The following is a 15,982-nucleotide window of genomic DNA, read 5'->3' as shown; positions in this document are numbered from 1 at the left end:
TCACGCCGGGGAGACGTCGATGTTCCCCGTGCCGCTGAGGACCCGGACCAGCCGCGGCGAGGCGGGGTCGTCGGCGACGGCGACCCGGGTGAGCCCCGTGGCGGTGCCGGTGACGACCCGGTAGGTCCCGGGCGGCAGCCGTACCACGCCGTCGCCGGTGCCGGTCCGCACGTCCACCGCGTCGGGCGGGCCGGCGAACCCCAGCCGTACGGCGCCGGCACCGGTCGCGGCGGCCACCTGCCGGCCCGTCAGGCCGTCGGCCACGACGTCGCCCGCCCCCGAACTCGCCTCCACCGGGCCCGACAGGCCGTGCAGCCCGATCGGCCCGGCCCCGCTGTCGGCCCTGACCCGCAGGCCGCGCGGGATCTCCACCCGGTAGTCCACGACGCACGTCCGGCCGATCCCGTCGGACACCGGCGGGCACGTGTGGTCGAGCGTCAGCGTGCCGTCCAGCACGGGGTGCCGGGTGACCGGCCTGCGGTCCGTCCACCGGAGGCTCTCGGTGACGTGGGCGCCGGACCGGGACGTCTCCGTCACCTCGATGGTCCCGCCGGTCGCGACCCGCAGGCCGGTCAGCGGGTCGGCGACGTCGTAGGAGACGGTCTCGTGCCGCTCGGGACCCGCGGGACCGCCGGGCGGCACGGCGGGCCCGCCGAGGTCTCCCGGCACCCCCGCGTTCCCGGCCTCGCAGCCGGAGACCACAAGGCCGGTCGCGAGCAGTACCGCCGCGATGACTGTCATCACTTGCCTCACTTGCCTCCACTGCCTCCACGCGGGGCCTCTCCGCCCTGGCGGGAGGGGACGCGGAACGGGGCCGCCTGGCCGTACGGCCGCCGCCTCCGGGGAAGGCCCGGAGCATCCCGAAGGTACTCCGGGCCGCCCGGCCGGGGACGCGGTTCGGCGCCGAACCGCGGAACGTTTTACCCGGCCGGGGGGCCGTCAGAAGATCCGGCACACCTCCCCCGCCATGGCCGCCTGCCACGGGACGGTCGCCGACGACTCCTCACCGCCCTCCATGGCGTCCGGGTCGAACCCGGCCAGCGGGACCTCGACGACCCGCTGGCCCGCGCCCTGCCGGACACGGACCGGGATGGGCCAGTCCTTCCGCGGCACGGCGTCGCAGTCGGTCACCCGGTAGCGCAGCTCGTAACTCACCCGCTCCCTGGGTCTGAGCGTCTGGGGGCTGTCGTCCGCGGACATCAGCCGCAGCCCCGGGCCGTTGCGGCCGATCCCGACGAGGGTCACGGGTCCCTTGTTGAGGTTCTGCACGTCCACCCTGATGATGAACTCCCGCGCCCCGCCGTTGATCTGGCTGGAACTCGCCGTCGACCGCAGCCGGAAGCGCAGGGGCGCGGTCTCGTCGGCGGGCGTCTCAGGCCCGGCGGCCGGGACCGTGACGGCCGCCGGGACGACGGCCGGCGCGGCGGCCGAGGCGGCCGAGGCGGGGACGGGGAGGCAGAGGGCGGGCGACATCGCGCAGGCCGCCAGGACGAGGGCGCGGGCGGAGACGGCGGGGCGGTCCTCCGGACGGCGGTCGCCGCCCGGTTCCGGGGTCGTGCCGTGGACGTGCGTTCCGGTCATGCCGTGGATGTTCGGTGTCACGTTCATGCCGTGGACATTGGCTGGTGGGGCGGCAAAACAAACTCACGCCGTGATCACGGTAGTTCCATGTCGTCTCGTCGCCGGGGACCGTTCCGGCGACAAGTCGTACGAAACGGGCGTTCCTCACCCCTCGGCGGCGCGGAGGCCGGAAGACCGGCGGACCAACACCGCGGATCCGCCGCGCGCGGGGGGCTTCACGGCACATACTGTATCGCCAAGAAAACGGAAAGTAACCGACGAGGGGCGCGGCGGTGACGGGGACGATCCTTCAGCGAGTCCGGACCGGCCATGGCGGGGAGGCGGCGGGTGCGGGCACCTCCGGAGGGGCCGGGCGCAGGGGGGCGGCCCGCGCGGGGGCTCCGCCCCGGGTGGACGTGTTGCGCGACATCGACGTCAGCGTCGTCGTGCCGGTCCACAACTGCCGCCCCTACCTCGACCGGTGCCTGACGTCCATCCTGGTCCAGCGGGTCTCCCGGGAGATCGTCGTGGTGGACGACGGCTCCACCGACGGCGGCGCCGACCTGCTCGACCTCTACGCCGCCTGTCATCCCGGCGTGGTGCGGGTCTTCCGGCAGGGGCCCTCCGGCGGCGCGGGCCGCCCCCGCAACGTCGGGCTCGCCCACGCCCGCGGCAGATACGTGTTCTTCTGCGACGCCGACGACCATCTCGGCCCCGAGGCGCTGGAGCGGATGCTCGCCATGGCCGACCGCAACGGCTCCGACATCGTCCTCGGGAAGATCGTCGGGCACGGCCGCCGGGCGCCGGTCTCGATGTTCCACGAGAACGCCGACCGGGTGCCGCTCGGTGACAGCGCGGTCTACAACAGCCTGAGCTGCTTCAAGCTGTTCCGCCGGGAGATGCTGGAGCGCCACGCGATCCGCTTCGACGAGAGCCTGCTGGTGGGCGAGGACGTGGTCTTCACCACCCACGCCTACTGCCACGCCGAGGTTATCTCGGTGGTCGCCGACTACGACTGTTACCACCTGGTCGACCGGCCCGACGGCAGCAGCATCATGCAGCGGCCGGGCAGCCGCGACCCGGTCGCCTGGCTGCGGATGATCAGGAAGCCGATCGAGGTGATGACCTCCCACGTGCGGCCCGGGGCGCTCCGCGACCACCTGCTGCGGCGGCACTTCCGGATGGACGCCTTCGGCAGCCTGGGCAGGCCGTTCCTGGAGGCGGGTCCCGGCCAGCGGGAGGAGATCGCCGCCGAGGTGGCCGACCTGTGCGACCGCTGGCTGACCGACGGGGTCCGCGACCGGCTGCGGGCCATCGACCGCAGCCGGCTCGCCGCGCTCCGGGACATCGACCGCCTCGTCCGGCTGGCGCACGTCGAGTCGGCCGTGGTCCGCCGCGAGCTCACCGGCCTGTGCTGGGACGCCGAGGGACGGCTGGCCGTCTCCGGCCGGGTCGCGCTCAGCGCGCCGGTCGGGGGCGACGGCCCGGAGCCGGATGTGGGCGGTCTCGTGCTGGTCCTGCGGCGGCGTCACGAGGGCCCGGAGCGGCCCCGCGACGTCGTGGTCCCGGTCGACGGCGGGCCCGAGGGCTTCACCGGAGCGGTCGACGTCGCGGCGTTGTCCTCCGGCGTCTGGGACGTCCACGTGCGGATCGAGTGCGAGGGGGTCGCCCGGCTGGCCCGGCTCGGCGCCGACCGCGACGGGCGGGTCGTCCCGCCGGTGCCCCGGGTGGCGGGCGGCGTCGTGGCGTTGCCGTACTTCACCCGGCCGCACGGCAACCTCAGCGTCGACGTCGGCGGCCACGTGGTCAGCGTCCCGGGCAACGTGCGCCTGACGCGGACCCGCTGGATGTTCGGCCACCGGCTGGCGATCGACGGGGAGGTCACCGTGGGCGCGGCCCGGCCGGCGGCGCGCGCCGTACGGCATCTGGTCTGGCGGGAGCGGTGCTCGGGGCGGGAGCGCCGCGAGCCGGTCGTCGCCGGGGAGGGCGGCGCGTTCGCGGTCCGGCAGGCGGCGAACCGGCTCGGGCCCGGCACCTGGGACGCCTACCTGGAGCTCGATCTCGGCGGTCCGCCCGCGCTCTTCCGGATCGAGGCGCCGGCGGAGGCGATCGTGCCGCCGCGCACCTGGTGGCGCGGCCTGGTCCGGCGGAACGTGCGCCCCTACGCCACGGCGGGCAAGGGGCGGCTGAGCACGGCGGTGCGGACCCTCACCCCCGGGGCGTTCGTCCGGAGACTGCTGCACTGAGCGCGGCGGGCGGCCCGGGCTTCCGGGAGGCCCGTCCGGTGGGTGCTCCGGTGAGCGCGGCGGGTGGCCTCCGGCCCGGGGATCCGTCCGGTGGGTGCTCCGGTGAGGGTGGTGGGTGGCACCCGGTCCCGGGGAGGTCCGTCCGGAGGTCGCTCCGTTAATGCCACTTCATTGCAACTACAAGTCGATGGCCTAAAGTATGGGAGCGATGCCGCATTTGGGAGGTTCCCCGTGCACGTACCCGATGGATTCTTCACCCCGGCCGTCTCACTGTCGGCCGGGGTCGTCGCCGCTGCGGGCGTGGCGGTGGCGCTGCGCGGCGCCCGCCGCGAGCTCGACGACCGGACGGCCCCGATGGCGGGCCTGGTCGCCGCCTTCGTCTTCGCGGTCCAGATGCTGAACTTCCCGGTGGCGGCGGGCACCAGCGGTCACCTCCTCGGCGGCGCGCTCGCCGCGATCCTCGTGGGACCGTACACGGCGGTGTTGTGCATAGCCGTGGTGCTCCTGGTGCAGGGCTTCTTCTTCGCCGACGGCGGCCTGACCGCGCTGGGCGTCAACATCACGCTCATGGGCATCGTCTCGGTCCTCGTTGCCTGGGCCGTCTTCCGGCTCGTCACCCGGAGCGCGCGCGGCCGCGGGGCCGTCGTCGCCGCCTCCTTCGCCGCCGCGCTGATCTCGGTGCCCGCCACGGCGCTGGGGTTCACCCTGCTGTTCTGGCTCGGCGGCACCGCGCCCGTCGCGGTCGGCACGGTCGCCGCGGCCATGGGCGGCGTGCACACGCTCATCGGCATCGGCGAGGGCCTGATCACCGCGGTCACCGTCAGCACCGTCCTGGCCGTCCGCCCCGACCTGGTGTACGGCGCGCGCGGCCTGGCCGCCCCGCTGGTCCTGCGCGGCCCCGGCGGCCAGGAGAGTGAGGCCGGGGACGCCGAGGACGCCGGGGACGCGGTGAGCGTCCCCGCCCAGGCGACTTCGCGCCGCCGTCTCGGCTGGTTCGCCCCGGCCGCCATCGCGCTGACCGCGGTGCTGGCCGGAGGGGTCAGCTTCTACGCCTCCGCCTCGCCCGACGGCCTGGAGCGGGTCGCCGAGGACAAGGGCTTCGCCGACCGCGCCACCGACCACGCGCTGGGCGACCAGCCGCTGGCCGACTACGGCGAGCAGGGCGGCCTCCCGGTCGGGGTGGCGGGCCTGATCGGCGCCGGGGTGACGCTGGCGGTCGGCGGCGGGCTGTTCGCCGCGGTGCGGCGCCGTACGCGGGAGGGGGTCGCGGCCTGATGGGCGCCGGGCACCACCACCGCCTCCATCTGCCGGGAGACTCACTCGTCCACCGCCTGCCGCCGCAGTGCAAGCTGGCGGCGGTGGTGTGCTTCGCGCTGGTGGTGGTCGCCACCCCGCGCGAGTGGTTCGGTCTGTTCGCCGGCTACGGCGCGCTGCTGGCCGCGGTGGCGGTGATCGCGCGGGTCCCGCCGGGCTTCCTGCTGCGGCGGATGGCGGTCGAGGTGCCGTTCGTGCTGTTCGCCGTGGCCCTGCCGTTCGTCGGGTCCGGCGAGCGGACGCCGTTCCTGGGGCTGTCGCTCAGCGTGGCCGGCCTGTGGGCGGCGTGGAACATCCTGGTCAAGGCCACCCTGGGGGTGCTGGCGAGCGTCCTGCTCGCCGCCACCACCGACCCCCGGATGATCCTGCTGGGCGCGCAGCGGCTCAGGCTGCCGTCGCTGCTGGTGCAGATCGCCATGTTCATGCTCCGCTACCTGGACGTGATCCTCGCCGAGATGCGGCGCATGCGGGTGGCCAGGGAGTCCCGGGGTTTCGCCGCGCGGGACGTCCGGCACATCCCGGTGATCGCCAGGTCGGCGGGCGCGCTGTTCATCCGGTCCTACGAGCGGGGCGAGCGGGTGCACCTCGCGATGCTCAGCCGCGGCTACACCGGGTCGATGCCGGTGCTCGCCGATGAGTCCGCGTCGTCACGGCAGTGGCTGACCGCCGGTATGTTGCCTGGCGTGGCGCTCGCGGCGCTGCTGGGAGTCTGGGGGTTGGCTTGAGCGCTGAGACGGGCACCGGCACGGGCACGGTGCCGTCGCTGGAGGTGAGCCGGCTGGCGTACGCCTATCCGGACGGCACGCAGGCCCTGTTCGGAGTGGACCTCCGCCTGGAGCGGGGGGAGCGGGTGGCGCTGCTCGGCCCGAACGGCGCGGGCAAGACCACGCTGGTGATGCACCTCAACGGCATCCTGACCGCCGGTCACGGCACGGTGACCGTGGCCGGGCTGCCGGTGGGCAGGGACTCGCTCATGGAGATCCGCAGGCGGGTCGGGCTGGTCTTCCAGGACCCCGACGACCAGCTCTTCATGCCCACCGTCCGCGAGGACGTCGCGTTCGGCCCGGCCAACATGGGCGTCCGGGGCGCCGAGCTGGAGCGACGGGTCGTCACCGCGCTGGAGCGCGTGGGCATGCTGCAGGCCGCCGACCGGCCGCCGCACCACCTGTCCTTCGGCCAGCGCCGCCGGGTCGCGGTGGCGACCGTGCTGGCCATGGAACCGGAGATCCTGGTGCTGGACGAGCCGTCGTCGAACCTCGACCCGGCCTCCCGCCGCGAGCTGGCCGAGATCCTGCGGGGCCTGGACGTGACCGTGCTGATGGTCACGCACGACCTGCCGTACGCGCTGGAGCTGTGCGAGCGCTCGCTCATCCTCTCCGGGGGCGTGATCGTCGCCGACGGGCCGACGCGGGAGATCCTCGCCGACCCGGAGCTGCTCGCCGCCCACCGCCTGGAGTTGCCGTACGGCTTCGCGATTCCGGGCGGCGCGGGCGCGGGACGGGTGGGCGCGGGAGGCGCCGGTGATATGTGACGGTTGTAGGGAAAACTCCTGATCCGGCGGGATGATCCGCACGGTCGCGGGACCTCACGGGCGGTGATGCCGAAGTAAAGTGGGGCTGCCTCATGGGTCCCGGAGGAGGAGTTATGAAGCTGCGGTTGGCTCGCCGCGCCGTTGGTGACGCCGTGGTGGTGGCAGTCGAGGGAGAACTCGACCTGTTCACCGCTCCCTTCCTGCGGGACGAGATCCGCGACGCCATCAAGCTCGACGGCCCCCGGCTCGTCCTCGACCTCGCCGACCTGTCGTTCATGGACTCCAGCGGCCTGTCCGTGCTGATCGAGGCGTGGCGGCTGGCCACCGCCCAGAGCGGCGGTGTCCGCCTGGCCGCGCCGCAGACCCCGGTGGCCCGGATCCTGCGCACCACCGGCCTCGACCGGCGCATCAAGGTCTACCCCGACGTGGCCGACGCCGTAGGAGAGATTTGGCCACCCTGAGTAGAACTTCATTCGGTCCGCGCGTTAAAGTCCGCTCATGGACCTGAACGGAGCAGCAGCAATCATCTCGGGCGGCGCCAGCGGTCTCGGTGAGGCCACGGCCCGCGAGCTCGCCGCGCACGGCGCCACCGTCGTCATCGCCGACCTCAACGAGGAGCGCGGCAAGGCCATCGCCGACGAGCTCGGCGGCGTGTTCGTCAAGACCGACGTGTCCGACGAGGAGCAGGTGCAGGCCGCCGTGGACGCCGCCGTGGCGACGGGCAAGCCGTTGCGCGTCGTGGTGAACAGCGCCGGCATCGGCTGGGCCACCCGTACGGTCAACCGCGACGGCTCCCCGCACGACCTGGCCTCCTACCGCAAGGTCATCGACGTCAACCTGATCGGCACCTTCAACCTCATGCGCATCGGCGCGGCGGCCATCGCCAAGACGGAGCCCGCCGACGAGGACGGCCAGCGCGGCGTGGTCGTCAACACCGCCTCGGTGGCGGCGCTGGAGGGCCAGACCGGCCAGGTGGCCTACTCGGCGTCCAAGGGCGGCATCGTCGGCATGACGGTCCCGGCCGCGCGCGACCTGGCCGCCATCGGCGTCCGCGTCAACACGATCTGCCCCGGCATCATCGACACCCCCATCTACGGCTTCTCGGGCAACGCCGAGGAGTTCAAGGCCAAGCTGGTGGCGCCGGTGGTCTTCCCCAAGCGCATGGGCCGGCCCGCGGAGTTCGCCCACCTGGTGCGCGCGCTGATCGAGAACGACTACATGAACGCCGAGGTCATCCGCTTCGACGGCGGTATCCGCTTCCAGCCCAAGTAGGAGTGACCGGTGTCTGACGAGGTTCTGGTCGACGTCGAGGACGGCGTCGCCGTCATCACGATCAACCGCCCCCAGGCCAGGAACGCCGTCAACGGCGCCGTGGCCCGGGGCATCGCCGCGGCCCTGGACGAGCTGGAGGAACGCAAGGACGTCGCCGCCTACGTCCTCACCGGCGCCGGCGGCACGTTCTGCGCCGGCATGGACCTCAAGGGCTTCCTGACCGGTGACGTCCCGGTCGTGGCGGGCCGGGGGTTCGGCGGTCTCGTGGAGGCGCCCCCGAAGAAGCCGATCATCGCCGCGGTCGAGGGCTACGCCCTGGCCGGCGGGTTCGAGCTGGCGCTGGCCTGCGACATCGTCATCGCCTCCGAGGAGGCGAAGTTCGGGCTGCCGGAGCCCAGGCGCGGCCTGGTCGCCGGGGCCGGAGGGGTCATGCGGCTGCCCCGGCGGATCCCGTACCACCTCGCGATGGAGATCGCCCTCACCGGTGACCACTTCCCGGCCTCCCGGCTGCGGGAGGCCGGCCTGGTCAACCACGTCACGCCCGCGGGCGAGGCGCTGGCCAGGGCGGTCGAGCTGGCCCGGCGGATCGCGGCGAACGCCCCGCTGGCGCTGGCCGCGACCAAGCGGGTGATCGTCGAGTCGGCCGACTGGAGCGCCGAGGAGATGTTCGAGCGGCAGCAGGAGATCATCAACCCGGTGTTCGGCTCCAAGGACGCCATGGAGGGCGCGGCGGCCTTCGCCGAGAAGCGCGCCCCCCGGTGGCGGGGCGAGTAGCACTCCGCGCCGCATGCCTCCGGGCGTCCCGGGTCCGTCTCCGGGGCGTCCCGGGCCCGTTCGCGGGGCGTCCCGGGGCCGTCTCCCGGTCATCCCGGACCCGTTTACCGCCGGCCACGCCCGCCGGTGGGAAACGGGTCCGGGCAATGAGCGCGTTTCCGTCGTGAAGTGCATACCGTGAAGGTGTGGACAAGCCGGGCGGGGGCACGTGATGTCCACGCGAGGCTCCGACGGCCAGGAGAGTGCATGAACGACCACCCGACCGGGATGTACCCGACCGGCCCGTCCTCCGCCGCCCGGTTCCGCCGCAGGGCCGGCGACCTGGCCGCGGGCGCGGCGGGCGCGGCGGTGGTCAACATCCTCCTCGTCGCGGTCATGTGGGTGAGCGAGATCGCCGACTACGTGATGCCCGCCGACTTCGACGCCTACGGCATCCGCTCCTGGGACCCGGAGGGGCTGCCGGGCATCCTCCTGGCCCCGTTCCTGCACGCGGGCTTCGGCCACCTGATGGCCAACTCGCTGCCGCTGCTGGTCCTCGGCTTCCTCGCCGCGCTGCGCGGCATCGGCCGCTTCCTGGCCGCCAGCCTGATCATCATCGTGGTCAGCGGCCTGGGCGTGTGGTTCACCAGCCCGCCGACGTACGTCACGGTCGGCGCGAGCGGGCTGGTGTTCGGCTACTTCGGCTTCGTCCTGGCCCGGGGCCTGTTCGACCGCCGCGCCCTGGACATCGTGATCGGCATCGGCGTGGCGGTGGCGTACTACTCGATCATCTGGGGCGTGCTGCCCGGCCAGGTCGGCATCTCCTGGCAGGGGCACCTGTTCGGGCTGATCGGCGGGATCGTGGCGGCGTGGGTCCTGCGCCGCAGGCGCCGCGCCCTGCCCGCCTACTGAGGACACCGCCTACTGAAGACGCCTCGGGCTCCCGGGCCGCCGGACGCGGCACGGGAGCCGGGACCGTACGGCGGGCCGGACCGTACGGCGGGCGCCGGGCCGGATCCGCCCCCTGGCTAGAGTGGTCCGGACGAGCACCGGCCCGGGGGAGCGGAACATCCGTGGACGACACCACACCTGACGATCGCGCCATGGACGCCCCCGGAGGAGGCCGCCCGGCGCCCCGCGTGCTGGTGAGGCGCACGCTGCCCACCGAGCCGGCGGTACGCGGCTCGGCGTCGCTCTTCATGACCGAGGCGGGCGCCCAGGGCATCCGTCCGGGCCGCCAGATGCTCCACGTCGGCCCGGAGCCGGCCGCCGGGCACATCGCCGAGGCCCTGCGCGTCGAGCCCGGTACGGAGGTCCTGGCGCGCCGCAAGCTGCTGCTGGCCGACGACGTGCCGGTGCGGATCGCCACGAGCTTCTTCCGCCTCGACGTCTTCGGCGGCACCCCGATCTGCGCGCCCGGCTTCGTCACGCCGACCCTGCAGGCCGGGATCGAGGCGCTCGGGCACCGCTTCGGCCACGCCGAGGAGCATCTCGTCGCCCGCCCGGCCACCGCCTCCGAGGCCGCCACGCTCCGGCTCGACCCGGGGGAGTGGGTGGTGCAGATCGTGCGCGCCGGCTATGGCGACGACGGCACGCCGGTGCATGTCCTGGAGACGGTCTGCGCGGCCTCGCGCCACGTCTTCCCCATCGCCCAGGTCACCGGCGCCGACGAGTTCTGAGCCTGGCGGGCGGCGCGGCGTCCGGGCCTGGCGGGCGGTGCGGCGTCCGGGCCGGTCAGGCGGTGCGGCGGGAGCGGGCCAGGGCCCGCCAGCCGAGGATCATGGCGGCGACCCCCAGTGCCAGGGCCAGGTAGCCCCCGACGATCCCGCCGCCGGTGCCGGGACCGCCCTCGGAGTTGACCACGACCAGGCCGCCCATGACCGTGCCGGCCAGCCCCGACGCCATGGCCGCGACGGCCTTCTGCCGGCCGGTACGGCCGGCGGCGCGCAGGGCCAGCCACCCGATGACCACGCCGGCCAGCACCAGCGCGATGCTGACCAGGGCCCAGATACGCCCGGTGGTGAAGTAGCCGACGGTGGCCGGCTGGGCCAGGACGTGCGCGGACACCGGTGCGGCATGCCCGGGACCTCCGCTCAGGGCGGCTTCGGCGGTGGCGAGCAGGTGACGGACGGACGACATGAAGTGCTCCTCACAGGATCGGACGTCGCCGATCATGCCCGCCGGACCCGCCGCCGGTCGTCCGGCGGACGCGGACAATCCGCGCTGCCGCCGTCGCCGCAGCCGACTGCCGCGGACGCAGCGGGAGCCGTGGAGGTACCGCGGGCGCGGTAGCCGGACGGTCATCCGTACGCAGGAGTCGTCCGCGCGGACATCGGGCTAAGGTGCGCGCATGAGCGCAGGACGGTCCGGTATCCGGGCAGATGTCATGGACTGGGCGATCGCCGTCGGCATGGCGGCGGCGCTGCTGGTCACCGGACTGGCCGGGCGGCACTCCGCCACGGGCCCCGACCTGCTCGGCTACGCGCTGCTGGCGGCCGGCGGCCTGGCGCTGGCCGCGCGCCGCCGGGCTCCGGTTCCCGTGCTGGCCGTCACCGGGCTGTGCGTGGTGGGTTACCAGGCGGCCGGCTTCGACGTGCCGGCCGTCCCGTACCTGTTCGCGGTGTACGCCGCCGTGCGGGCGGGACACCGTACCGTCACGGTGGCGGCGAGCGTGGCCGTGCTGGCCCTGCTGCCCCTCGCGGCCCTGGCCTCGGGCCTGCACGACACGGGCGAGGCGTTCGCGCAGGCCCGGGGAGCCCTGGAGATGGCCTGGCTGATCGCGGCCGGCGCCGCGGGTGAGGCGCTGCGGCAGGCCGAACGGCGGGCGGAGGAGGCCGAGCGCACCCGGGAGGAGACCGCGCGGCGCCGCGCCGACGAGGAGCGGCTGCACATCGCGCGGGAGCTGCACGACTCGCTCACCCACCAGATCTCCGTCATCAAGGTGCAGGCCGAGGCCGCCGTCCACGTGGCCCGCAGACGGGGTGAGCAGGTGCCGGAGGCCCTGCTGGCGATCCGGGAGGCCGGCCGCGAGGCGGCCCGGGAACTGCGCGCGACCCTGGAGGTGCTGCGCGACGACGCCAAGAGCCCGCCGCCCGGGCTCGACCACGTCCCGGAACTGGTGGAGCGCGCCCGGACGACCGGCCTGGACGCGAAGCTGACGGTCGAGGGGCGGCGGCATGACGTGCCGGCCGCGGTGGACCGGACCGCCTACCGGATCGTCCAGGAGTCGCTGACCAACGTCGCCCGTCACGCCGCCGCCGCGACGGCGTCGGTCCGCATCGACTACCGTCCCGGCACCCTGGCCATACGGGTCGACGACGACGGCAGGGCCACGCCGGAGGACGTCCCGGCGCCCGGCGTCGGGCTGCTCGGGATGCGCGAGCGGGTCACCGCCCTCGGCGGCCGTCTCCGCGCGGAGCCGCGCGGCGAGGGCGGCTTCACCGTGCAGGCCGAAATCCCCGTGGACGGGACGTCATGATCCGTGTTCTGCTGGCCGACGACCAGCCGCTCATCCGCAGTGGGTTCCGTGCGCTCCTCGACCTGGAGGACGACATCGAGGTGGTGGCCGAGGCCGGCGACGGGGGTGAGGCCCTGGCGCTGGCCAGGAAGCACCTGCCCGACATCGCGCTCGTCGACGTCCGGATGCCGGTCATGGACGGCATCGAGGCGACCCGGCGCATCGCCGCAGACCCGGCCCTGGCCCGGGTGCACGTCGTCATCCTGACCAACTACGGCCTCGACGAGCACGTCTTCGACGCGTTGCGCGCCGGCGCGGCCGGCTTCCTCGTCAAGGACATCCAGCCGGAGGACTTCCTCCACGCCGTACGCGTCGCCGCGCGCGGCGACGCCCTGCTCGCTCCGTCGATCACCCGCAGGCTGATCGACCGGTACGTCTCCCAGCCTCTCCGCACCGACGCCGGCACGGCGCTGAAGGAGCTGACCAACCGCGAACGCGAGGCCGTCGCCCTGGTCGCGCGGGGCCTGTCCAACGACGAGATCGCCGACCACATGGTGATCAGCTCGACGACCGCGAAGACCCACGTCAACCGCGCCATGGCGAAGCTCCACGCCCGCGATCGCGCCCAGCTCGTGGTCCTCGCCTACGAGTCCGGCCTGGTGGTCCCGCGAGACTCCTGACGGCTTCGCCCCGGCACCGGGAGAAGCGGGCCGGAGCGGGTGGTCCCGCGCGGCTCCCGGCGGCTCCCCCTCACCGCCCCGCGTCGCACCGGGAGGCTCGTCACAGGGCGGCCGCGGCGGCGCGCAGCGCGGCCCCGGCGCCGTCCATGACGGGCTCGCCGTGGCCGACGCAGGCGACCTGAACGTCGAGGCCGGCGAGCCCGCGGAACGACCGCAGCGTCTCGTCGCGGTCGAGGTTGAACACCCCGGGCATGACCCGGCCCTCGACGTGCGCCACGGTGTCACCGGTGAACAGCACGCCGTGCTCGGGCAGGTGGAGGGCGAGGCTGCCGCCGGTGTGGCCCGGGGTGGCGATCACCCGTGCGCCGCCGCCGAAGCCGACGACGTCGCCGTCGGTCAGCTCGCGGTCCACCCGGCAGGGCGGCGCCGGGGGGAGCAGGTGGGCGCCCAGGCTACGGTGCAGGGCGCGCTCCTCGTCGGTGAAGTCCGGCGGCGGGCCCTGCACCTCGCCCCGGATGATCGGGGCCTCCAGCCGGTGCGCCAGCACCTCGGCGTCCCCCCAGGCGCTGATCTCGGCCGCCCCGCCCGCGTGGTCCTCGTGGAAGTGGGTCAGCACGATCCGCCGCAGGTCCTCCCTGCGGAAGCCGAGCCGGCCGACGGCCTCGGCGACGGCCTCACCGCAGCCGGCGATCCCGGCGTCCACGAGCGTCAGCGAGCCCCCGTCGTCCCACAGGTACGCCTGCCCGAAGTCCGGCAGGAGCATGTGCAGCCGGGGCAGCACCTCAACGATCTTCATTGCGGGTCCTTTCGGTCGTGGACCAGCCAATCCGCTCCCCGGTGGGTGCGTCCAACAGCGGACGGGACCGCATTGACAACCCCGGGTTGTCAATGAATGCTGCTGCGATGGACGCGGACATCCAGGGCATGCGGGCATTCGCCGTCACCGCCGAGGAACTGCACTTCGGGCGGGCGAGCGCGCGGCTGTTCCTCAGCCAGCAGGGACTGTCCAAGCGCGTCCGCCGGCTGGAGGAGGCGCTGGGCACGCCGCTGTTCGAACGGACCACCCGCGCCGTGGAGCTGACCGCGGCCGGGCGGCGCCTGCTGCCCCTGGCCGTCGCCGCGCTGGAGGCCTTCGACGCGGCCGTCCGTGAGGCCCGCGCGGCGCCCGACCCACTCCGCGTCGACGTGTACGACGAGCGGTTCACCCCGCTGCGGATGGTGCGCCGGGCGGTCGAGCGTGACCCCGGGCTGCGGGTGGAGCCGAGCATGCGGCAGGGGCTGGCCGTGGCGCTGCCCGCCCTGCGCAGGCGGGAGATCGACGCGGCGTTCGGCCGCGTCCATGACCTGCCCGCACCCTGGCCCGGCGAATTGGTCCACCGTCTGGTGCGGCTGGAGCCGCTGCACGCGTTCGTCCCGGAGGACCACCGGCTGGCCGGGCGCGCCGCGTTGAGACCCGCCGACCTGCGCGAGGCGGGGATCGCGATGCCCGACCCGGTGGGCGCCGCGGAGTGGCGCGGCTATCTGGAACGGCTCGCCGAGCGGTTCGGCGTCCCGCTGCGGTTCACCGAGCCCGCCGTCGGGCAGAGCCATCTCGTCGAGCAGTTCCTCCGTGAGAAGGCCGCGGTCGGCCTCGGCGAGATGAGCATCGACGCCGCGGGCAGCGGCCTGCGCAGGATCCCGATCGTCGAGCCGGAGATCCTGATGCCCTGGTCGGTCGTCTGGCACCGGCGCGACCGGCGTCCGTCGCTGCGGGCGCTACTGGACCGGCTGCCCCGCCCGGTCCTCCCCGAGCCGTCGGACCCGTGCCGCTGGCTGCCCGACGTCGACTTCCTGCCGCCGGGGGCGTGAGCGCCCCGGGCGTGGCCGGCTCGGACGGCCCGTGCCCGGCCGCCCCCGGTCCGGACGGCCCGCGCCGGGACCGCCGGACGCGGACCGCCCGGCGCGGGACCGGCCGGGTACGGCTTACGGCTTGAGGCGCTCGACCACGTGGTCGATGCAGACGGTCAGAGCCTCGACGTCGTCGGGGTCGATGGCCGGGAACATCGCGATGCGCAGCTGGTTGCGGCCGAGCTTGCGGTAGGGCTCGGTGTCGACGATGCCGTTGGCGCGCAGCACCTTGGCCACCTGCGCGGCGTCCACCTCGTCGGCGAAGTCGATGGTGCCGACCACGTTGGAGCGGAACTCCGGACCCGCGAACGGGGTGGTGTAGGAGGTCTTCTCCGCCCAGGTGTACAGGCGGCGGGCCGACTCGGCCGAGCGGGCGGTCGTCCAGGCCAGGCCGCCGTTGCCGTTCATCCACTCGATCTGCTCGGCGAGCAGGAACAGCGTGGCGACCGCCGGGGTGTTGTAGGTCTGGTCCTTGACGGAGTTGTCGATCGCCGTCGGCAGGCTGTAGAAGTCGGGCACGTAACGGCCGCTCGCCGAGATCTCCTCGACCCGCGCGAGCGCGGCCGGGGACATCAGGGCGATCCACAGGCCGCCGTCGGAGGCGAAGCTCTTCTGCGGCGCGAAGTAGTAGACGTCGAACTCGCCCGCCTCGACGGGCAGGCCGCCGGCGCCGGAGGTGGCGTCCACCAGGACCAGCGAGTCCTCCTCGCCCACCCGCCGGATCGGCATGGCGACACCGGTGGAGGTCTCGTTGTGGGTGAGGGCGTAGACGTCCACGCCCTCCTCGGTGCGGGCCTGCGGATGGCTGCCGGGCTCGGACTTGATCACCGTCGGGTCGCCCAGCCAGGGCGCCCTGGCGGTGACGGCGGCGAACTTGGAGGAGAACTCGCCGAAGTGCAGGTGCTGCGACCTGTCCCGGACGAGTCCGAAGGCGGCGATGTCCCAGAACGCGGTGGTGCCGCCGTTGCCGAGGACGACCTGGTACCCCTCGGGCAGGGAGAACAGCTCCGAAAGGCCCGCGCGCACCCGCCCGACGAGCGACTTGACCGGCTTCTGGCGGTGGGAGGTGCCCATCAGAGCCGATCCGGAGGCGGCCAGAGCGGACAGCTGCTCGGGGCGCACCTTCGAGGGCCCGCAGCCGAAACGGCCGTCGGCGGGCTTGATGTCAGTGGGAATCACGATGTCAGCCACCCCGTCAGCCTACTGAGCCGGACCGCCTGACTCGTACGAGGTCCGCATGATGAGACATTCGTGTCTGACAAGCGGAACGGCCGCCGCGCGA

17 protein-coding genes are annotated in these 15,982 nt (G+C 74.1%); 12 read left to right on the top strand and 5 right to left on the bottom strand.

Annotated elements, in window-relative coordinates; translation table 11 throughout:
- Together IEZ10_RS18710 and IEZ10_RS18705 are read right to left on the bottom strand one after the other, a co-directional pair.
- Entirely contained in the window at positions 1 to 741 is a 741-nt protein-coding gene (locus IEZ10_RS18710; protein ID WP_189247800.1) for a hypothetical protein, read from the bottom strand.
- A gap of 198 nt (positions 742 to 939) precedes the next feature.
- On the bottom strand, positions 940 to 1,608 hold the full coding sequence (locus tag IEZ10_RS18705; protein WP_189247799.1) for a hypothetical protein: 669 nt from the start codon (positions 1,606 to 1,608) through the stop codon (positions 940 to 942).
- Between the two features lie 371 nt (positions 1,609 to 1,979).
- Here IEZ10_RS18705 and IEZ10_RS18700 point away from each other — a divergent pair, with 371 nt between their 5' ends.
- The 9 genes from IEZ10_RS18700 to IEZ10_RS18660 all read left to right on the top strand — a co-directional run bounded on the left by IEZ10_RS18700 (position 1,980) and on the right by IEZ10_RS18660 (position 10,355).
- Positions 1,980 to 3,806, top strand: coding sequence for a glycosyltransferase family 2 protein (locus tag IEZ10_RS18700; RefSeq protein WP_189247798.1), 1,827 nt, complete (start codon positions 1,980 to 1,982; stop codon positions 3,804 to 3,806).
- Positions 3,807 to 4,037: 231 nt separating this feature from the next.
- Positions 4,038 to 5,081 (top strand): energy-coupling factor ABC transporter permease, encoded by a 1,044-nt coding sequence (locus tag IEZ10_RS18695; RefSeq protein WP_189247797.1) that lies wholly within the window; start codon positions 4,038 to 4,040, stop codon positions 5,079 to 5,081.
- Positions 5,081 to 5,845 (top strand): cobalt ECF transporter T component CbiQ, encoded by a 765-nt coding sequence (gene cbiQ / locus IEZ10_RS18690; protein ID WP_189247796.1) that lies wholly within the window; start codon positions 5,081 to 5,083, stop codon positions 5,843 to 5,845. Before IEZ10_RS18695 ends, cbiQ begins: the two co-directional genes overlap by 1 nt.
- On the top strand, positions 5,842 to 6,651 hold the full coding sequence (locus tag IEZ10_RS18685) for an energy-coupling factor ABC transporter ATP-binding protein (RefSeq protein WP_229811400.1): 810 nt from the start codon (positions 5,842 to 5,844) through the stop codon (positions 6,649 to 6,651). The genes cbiQ and IEZ10_RS18685 overlap by 4 nt, the downstream gene beginning before the upstream one ends.
- Before the next feature lie 113 nt (positions 6,652 to 6,764).
- Positions 6,765 to 7,112, top strand: a complete 348-nt coding sequence (locus tag IEZ10_RS18680) for an STAS domain-containing protein (protein WP_189247795.1) — start codon at positions 6,765 to 6,767, stop codon at positions 7,110 to 7,112.
- A gap of 37 nt (positions 7,113 to 7,149) precedes the next feature.
- Complete coding sequence (locus IEZ10_RS18675) at positions 7,150 to 7,923, top strand: SDR family NAD(P)-dependent oxidoreductase (protein WP_179819745.1); 774 nt, start codon at positions 7,150 to 7,152, stop codon at positions 7,921 to 7,923.
- 9 nt (positions 7,924 to 7,932) lie between these two features.
- On the top strand, positions 7,933 to 8,697 hold the full coding sequence (locus IEZ10_RS18670) for a crotonase/enoyl-CoA hydratase family protein (protein ID WP_189247794.1): 765 nt from the start codon (positions 7,933 to 7,935) through the stop codon (positions 8,695 to 8,697).
- A gap of 246 nt (positions 8,698 to 8,943) precedes the next feature.
- Positions 8,944 to 9,588 (top strand): rhomboid family intramembrane serine protease, encoded by a 645-nt coding sequence (locus tag IEZ10_RS18665; protein WP_189247793.1) that lies wholly within the window; start codon positions 8,944 to 8,946, stop codon positions 9,586 to 9,588.
- Positions 9,589 to 9,779: 191 nt separating this feature from the next.
- Positions 9,780 to 10,355: a GntR family transcriptional regulator gene (locus tag IEZ10_RS18660; protein WP_189247792.1), complete on the top strand. Its 576-nt coding sequence runs from the start codon at positions 9,780 to 9,782 to the stop codon at positions 10,353 to 10,355.
- A 55-nt stretch (positions 10,356 to 10,410) separates the two neighbouring features.
- Here the strand turns inward: IEZ10_RS18660 and IEZ10_RS18655 are convergent, their stop codons facing one another.
- Entirely contained in the window at positions 10,411 to 10,815 is a 405-nt protein-coding gene (locus IEZ10_RS18655) for a DUF6223 family protein (RefSeq protein ID WP_189247791.1), read from the bottom strand.
- Positions 10,816 to 11,026: 211 nt separating this feature from the next.
- Between IEZ10_RS18655 and IEZ10_RS18650 the strand changes: the two genes are divergently transcribed.
- Both IEZ10_RS18650 and IEZ10_RS18645 read left to right on the top strand, forming a co-directional pair.
- Positions 11,027 to 12,154 carry a sensor histidine kinase gene (locus IEZ10_RS18650; protein WP_189247790.1) on the top strand — a complete coding sequence of 376 codons (1,128 nt, stop codon included), beginning with the start codon at positions 11,027 to 11,029 and terminating at the stop codon, positions 12,152 to 12,154.
- On the top strand, positions 12,151 to 12,813 hold the full coding sequence (locus IEZ10_RS18645; RefSeq protein ID WP_189247789.1) for a response regulator: 663 nt from the start codon (positions 12,151 to 12,153) through the stop codon (positions 12,811 to 12,813). Before IEZ10_RS18650 ends, IEZ10_RS18645 begins: the two co-directional genes overlap by 4 nt.
- Positions 12,814 to 12,913: 100 nt before the next feature.
- Here IEZ10_RS18645 and IEZ10_RS18640 read toward each other — a convergent pair whose 3' ends face one another.
- Complete coding sequence (locus IEZ10_RS18640; protein ID WP_189247788.1) at positions 12,914 to 13,609, bottom strand: MBL fold metallo-hydrolase; 696 nt, start codon at positions 13,607 to 13,609, stop codon at positions 12,914 to 12,916.
- 107 nt (positions 13,610 to 13,716) lie between these two features.
- On the opposite strand from IEZ10_RS18640, the gene IEZ10_RS18635 reads away from it, so the two are divergent.
- Positions 13,717 to 14,661, top strand: a complete 945-nt coding sequence (locus IEZ10_RS18635) for a LysR family transcriptional regulator (protein ID WP_189247787.1) — start codon at positions 13,717 to 13,719, stop codon at positions 14,659 to 14,661.
- A 114-nt stretch (positions 14,662 to 14,775) separates the two neighbouring features.
- Here IEZ10_RS18635 and serC read toward each other — a convergent pair whose 3' ends face one another.
- Positions 14,776 to 15,891 carry a phosphoserine transaminase gene (gene serC / locus IEZ10_RS18630; RefSeq protein WP_189247786.1) on the bottom strand — a complete coding sequence of 372 codons (1,116 nt, stop codon included), beginning with the start codon at positions 15,889 to 15,891 and terminating at the stop codon, positions 14,776 to 14,778.
- Positions 15,892 to 15,982: the final 91 nt, after the last annotated feature.

The organism is Streptosporangium pseudovulgare, from assembly GCF_014648055.1.
Lineage (GTDB): Bacteria > Actinomycetota > Actinomycetes > Streptosporangiales > Streptosporangiaceae > Streptosporangium > Streptosporangium pseudovulgare.
The sequence above is the reverse complement of the archived record's forward strand: the minus strand, read 5'-3'. Positions and strand labels throughout refer to the sequence as shown.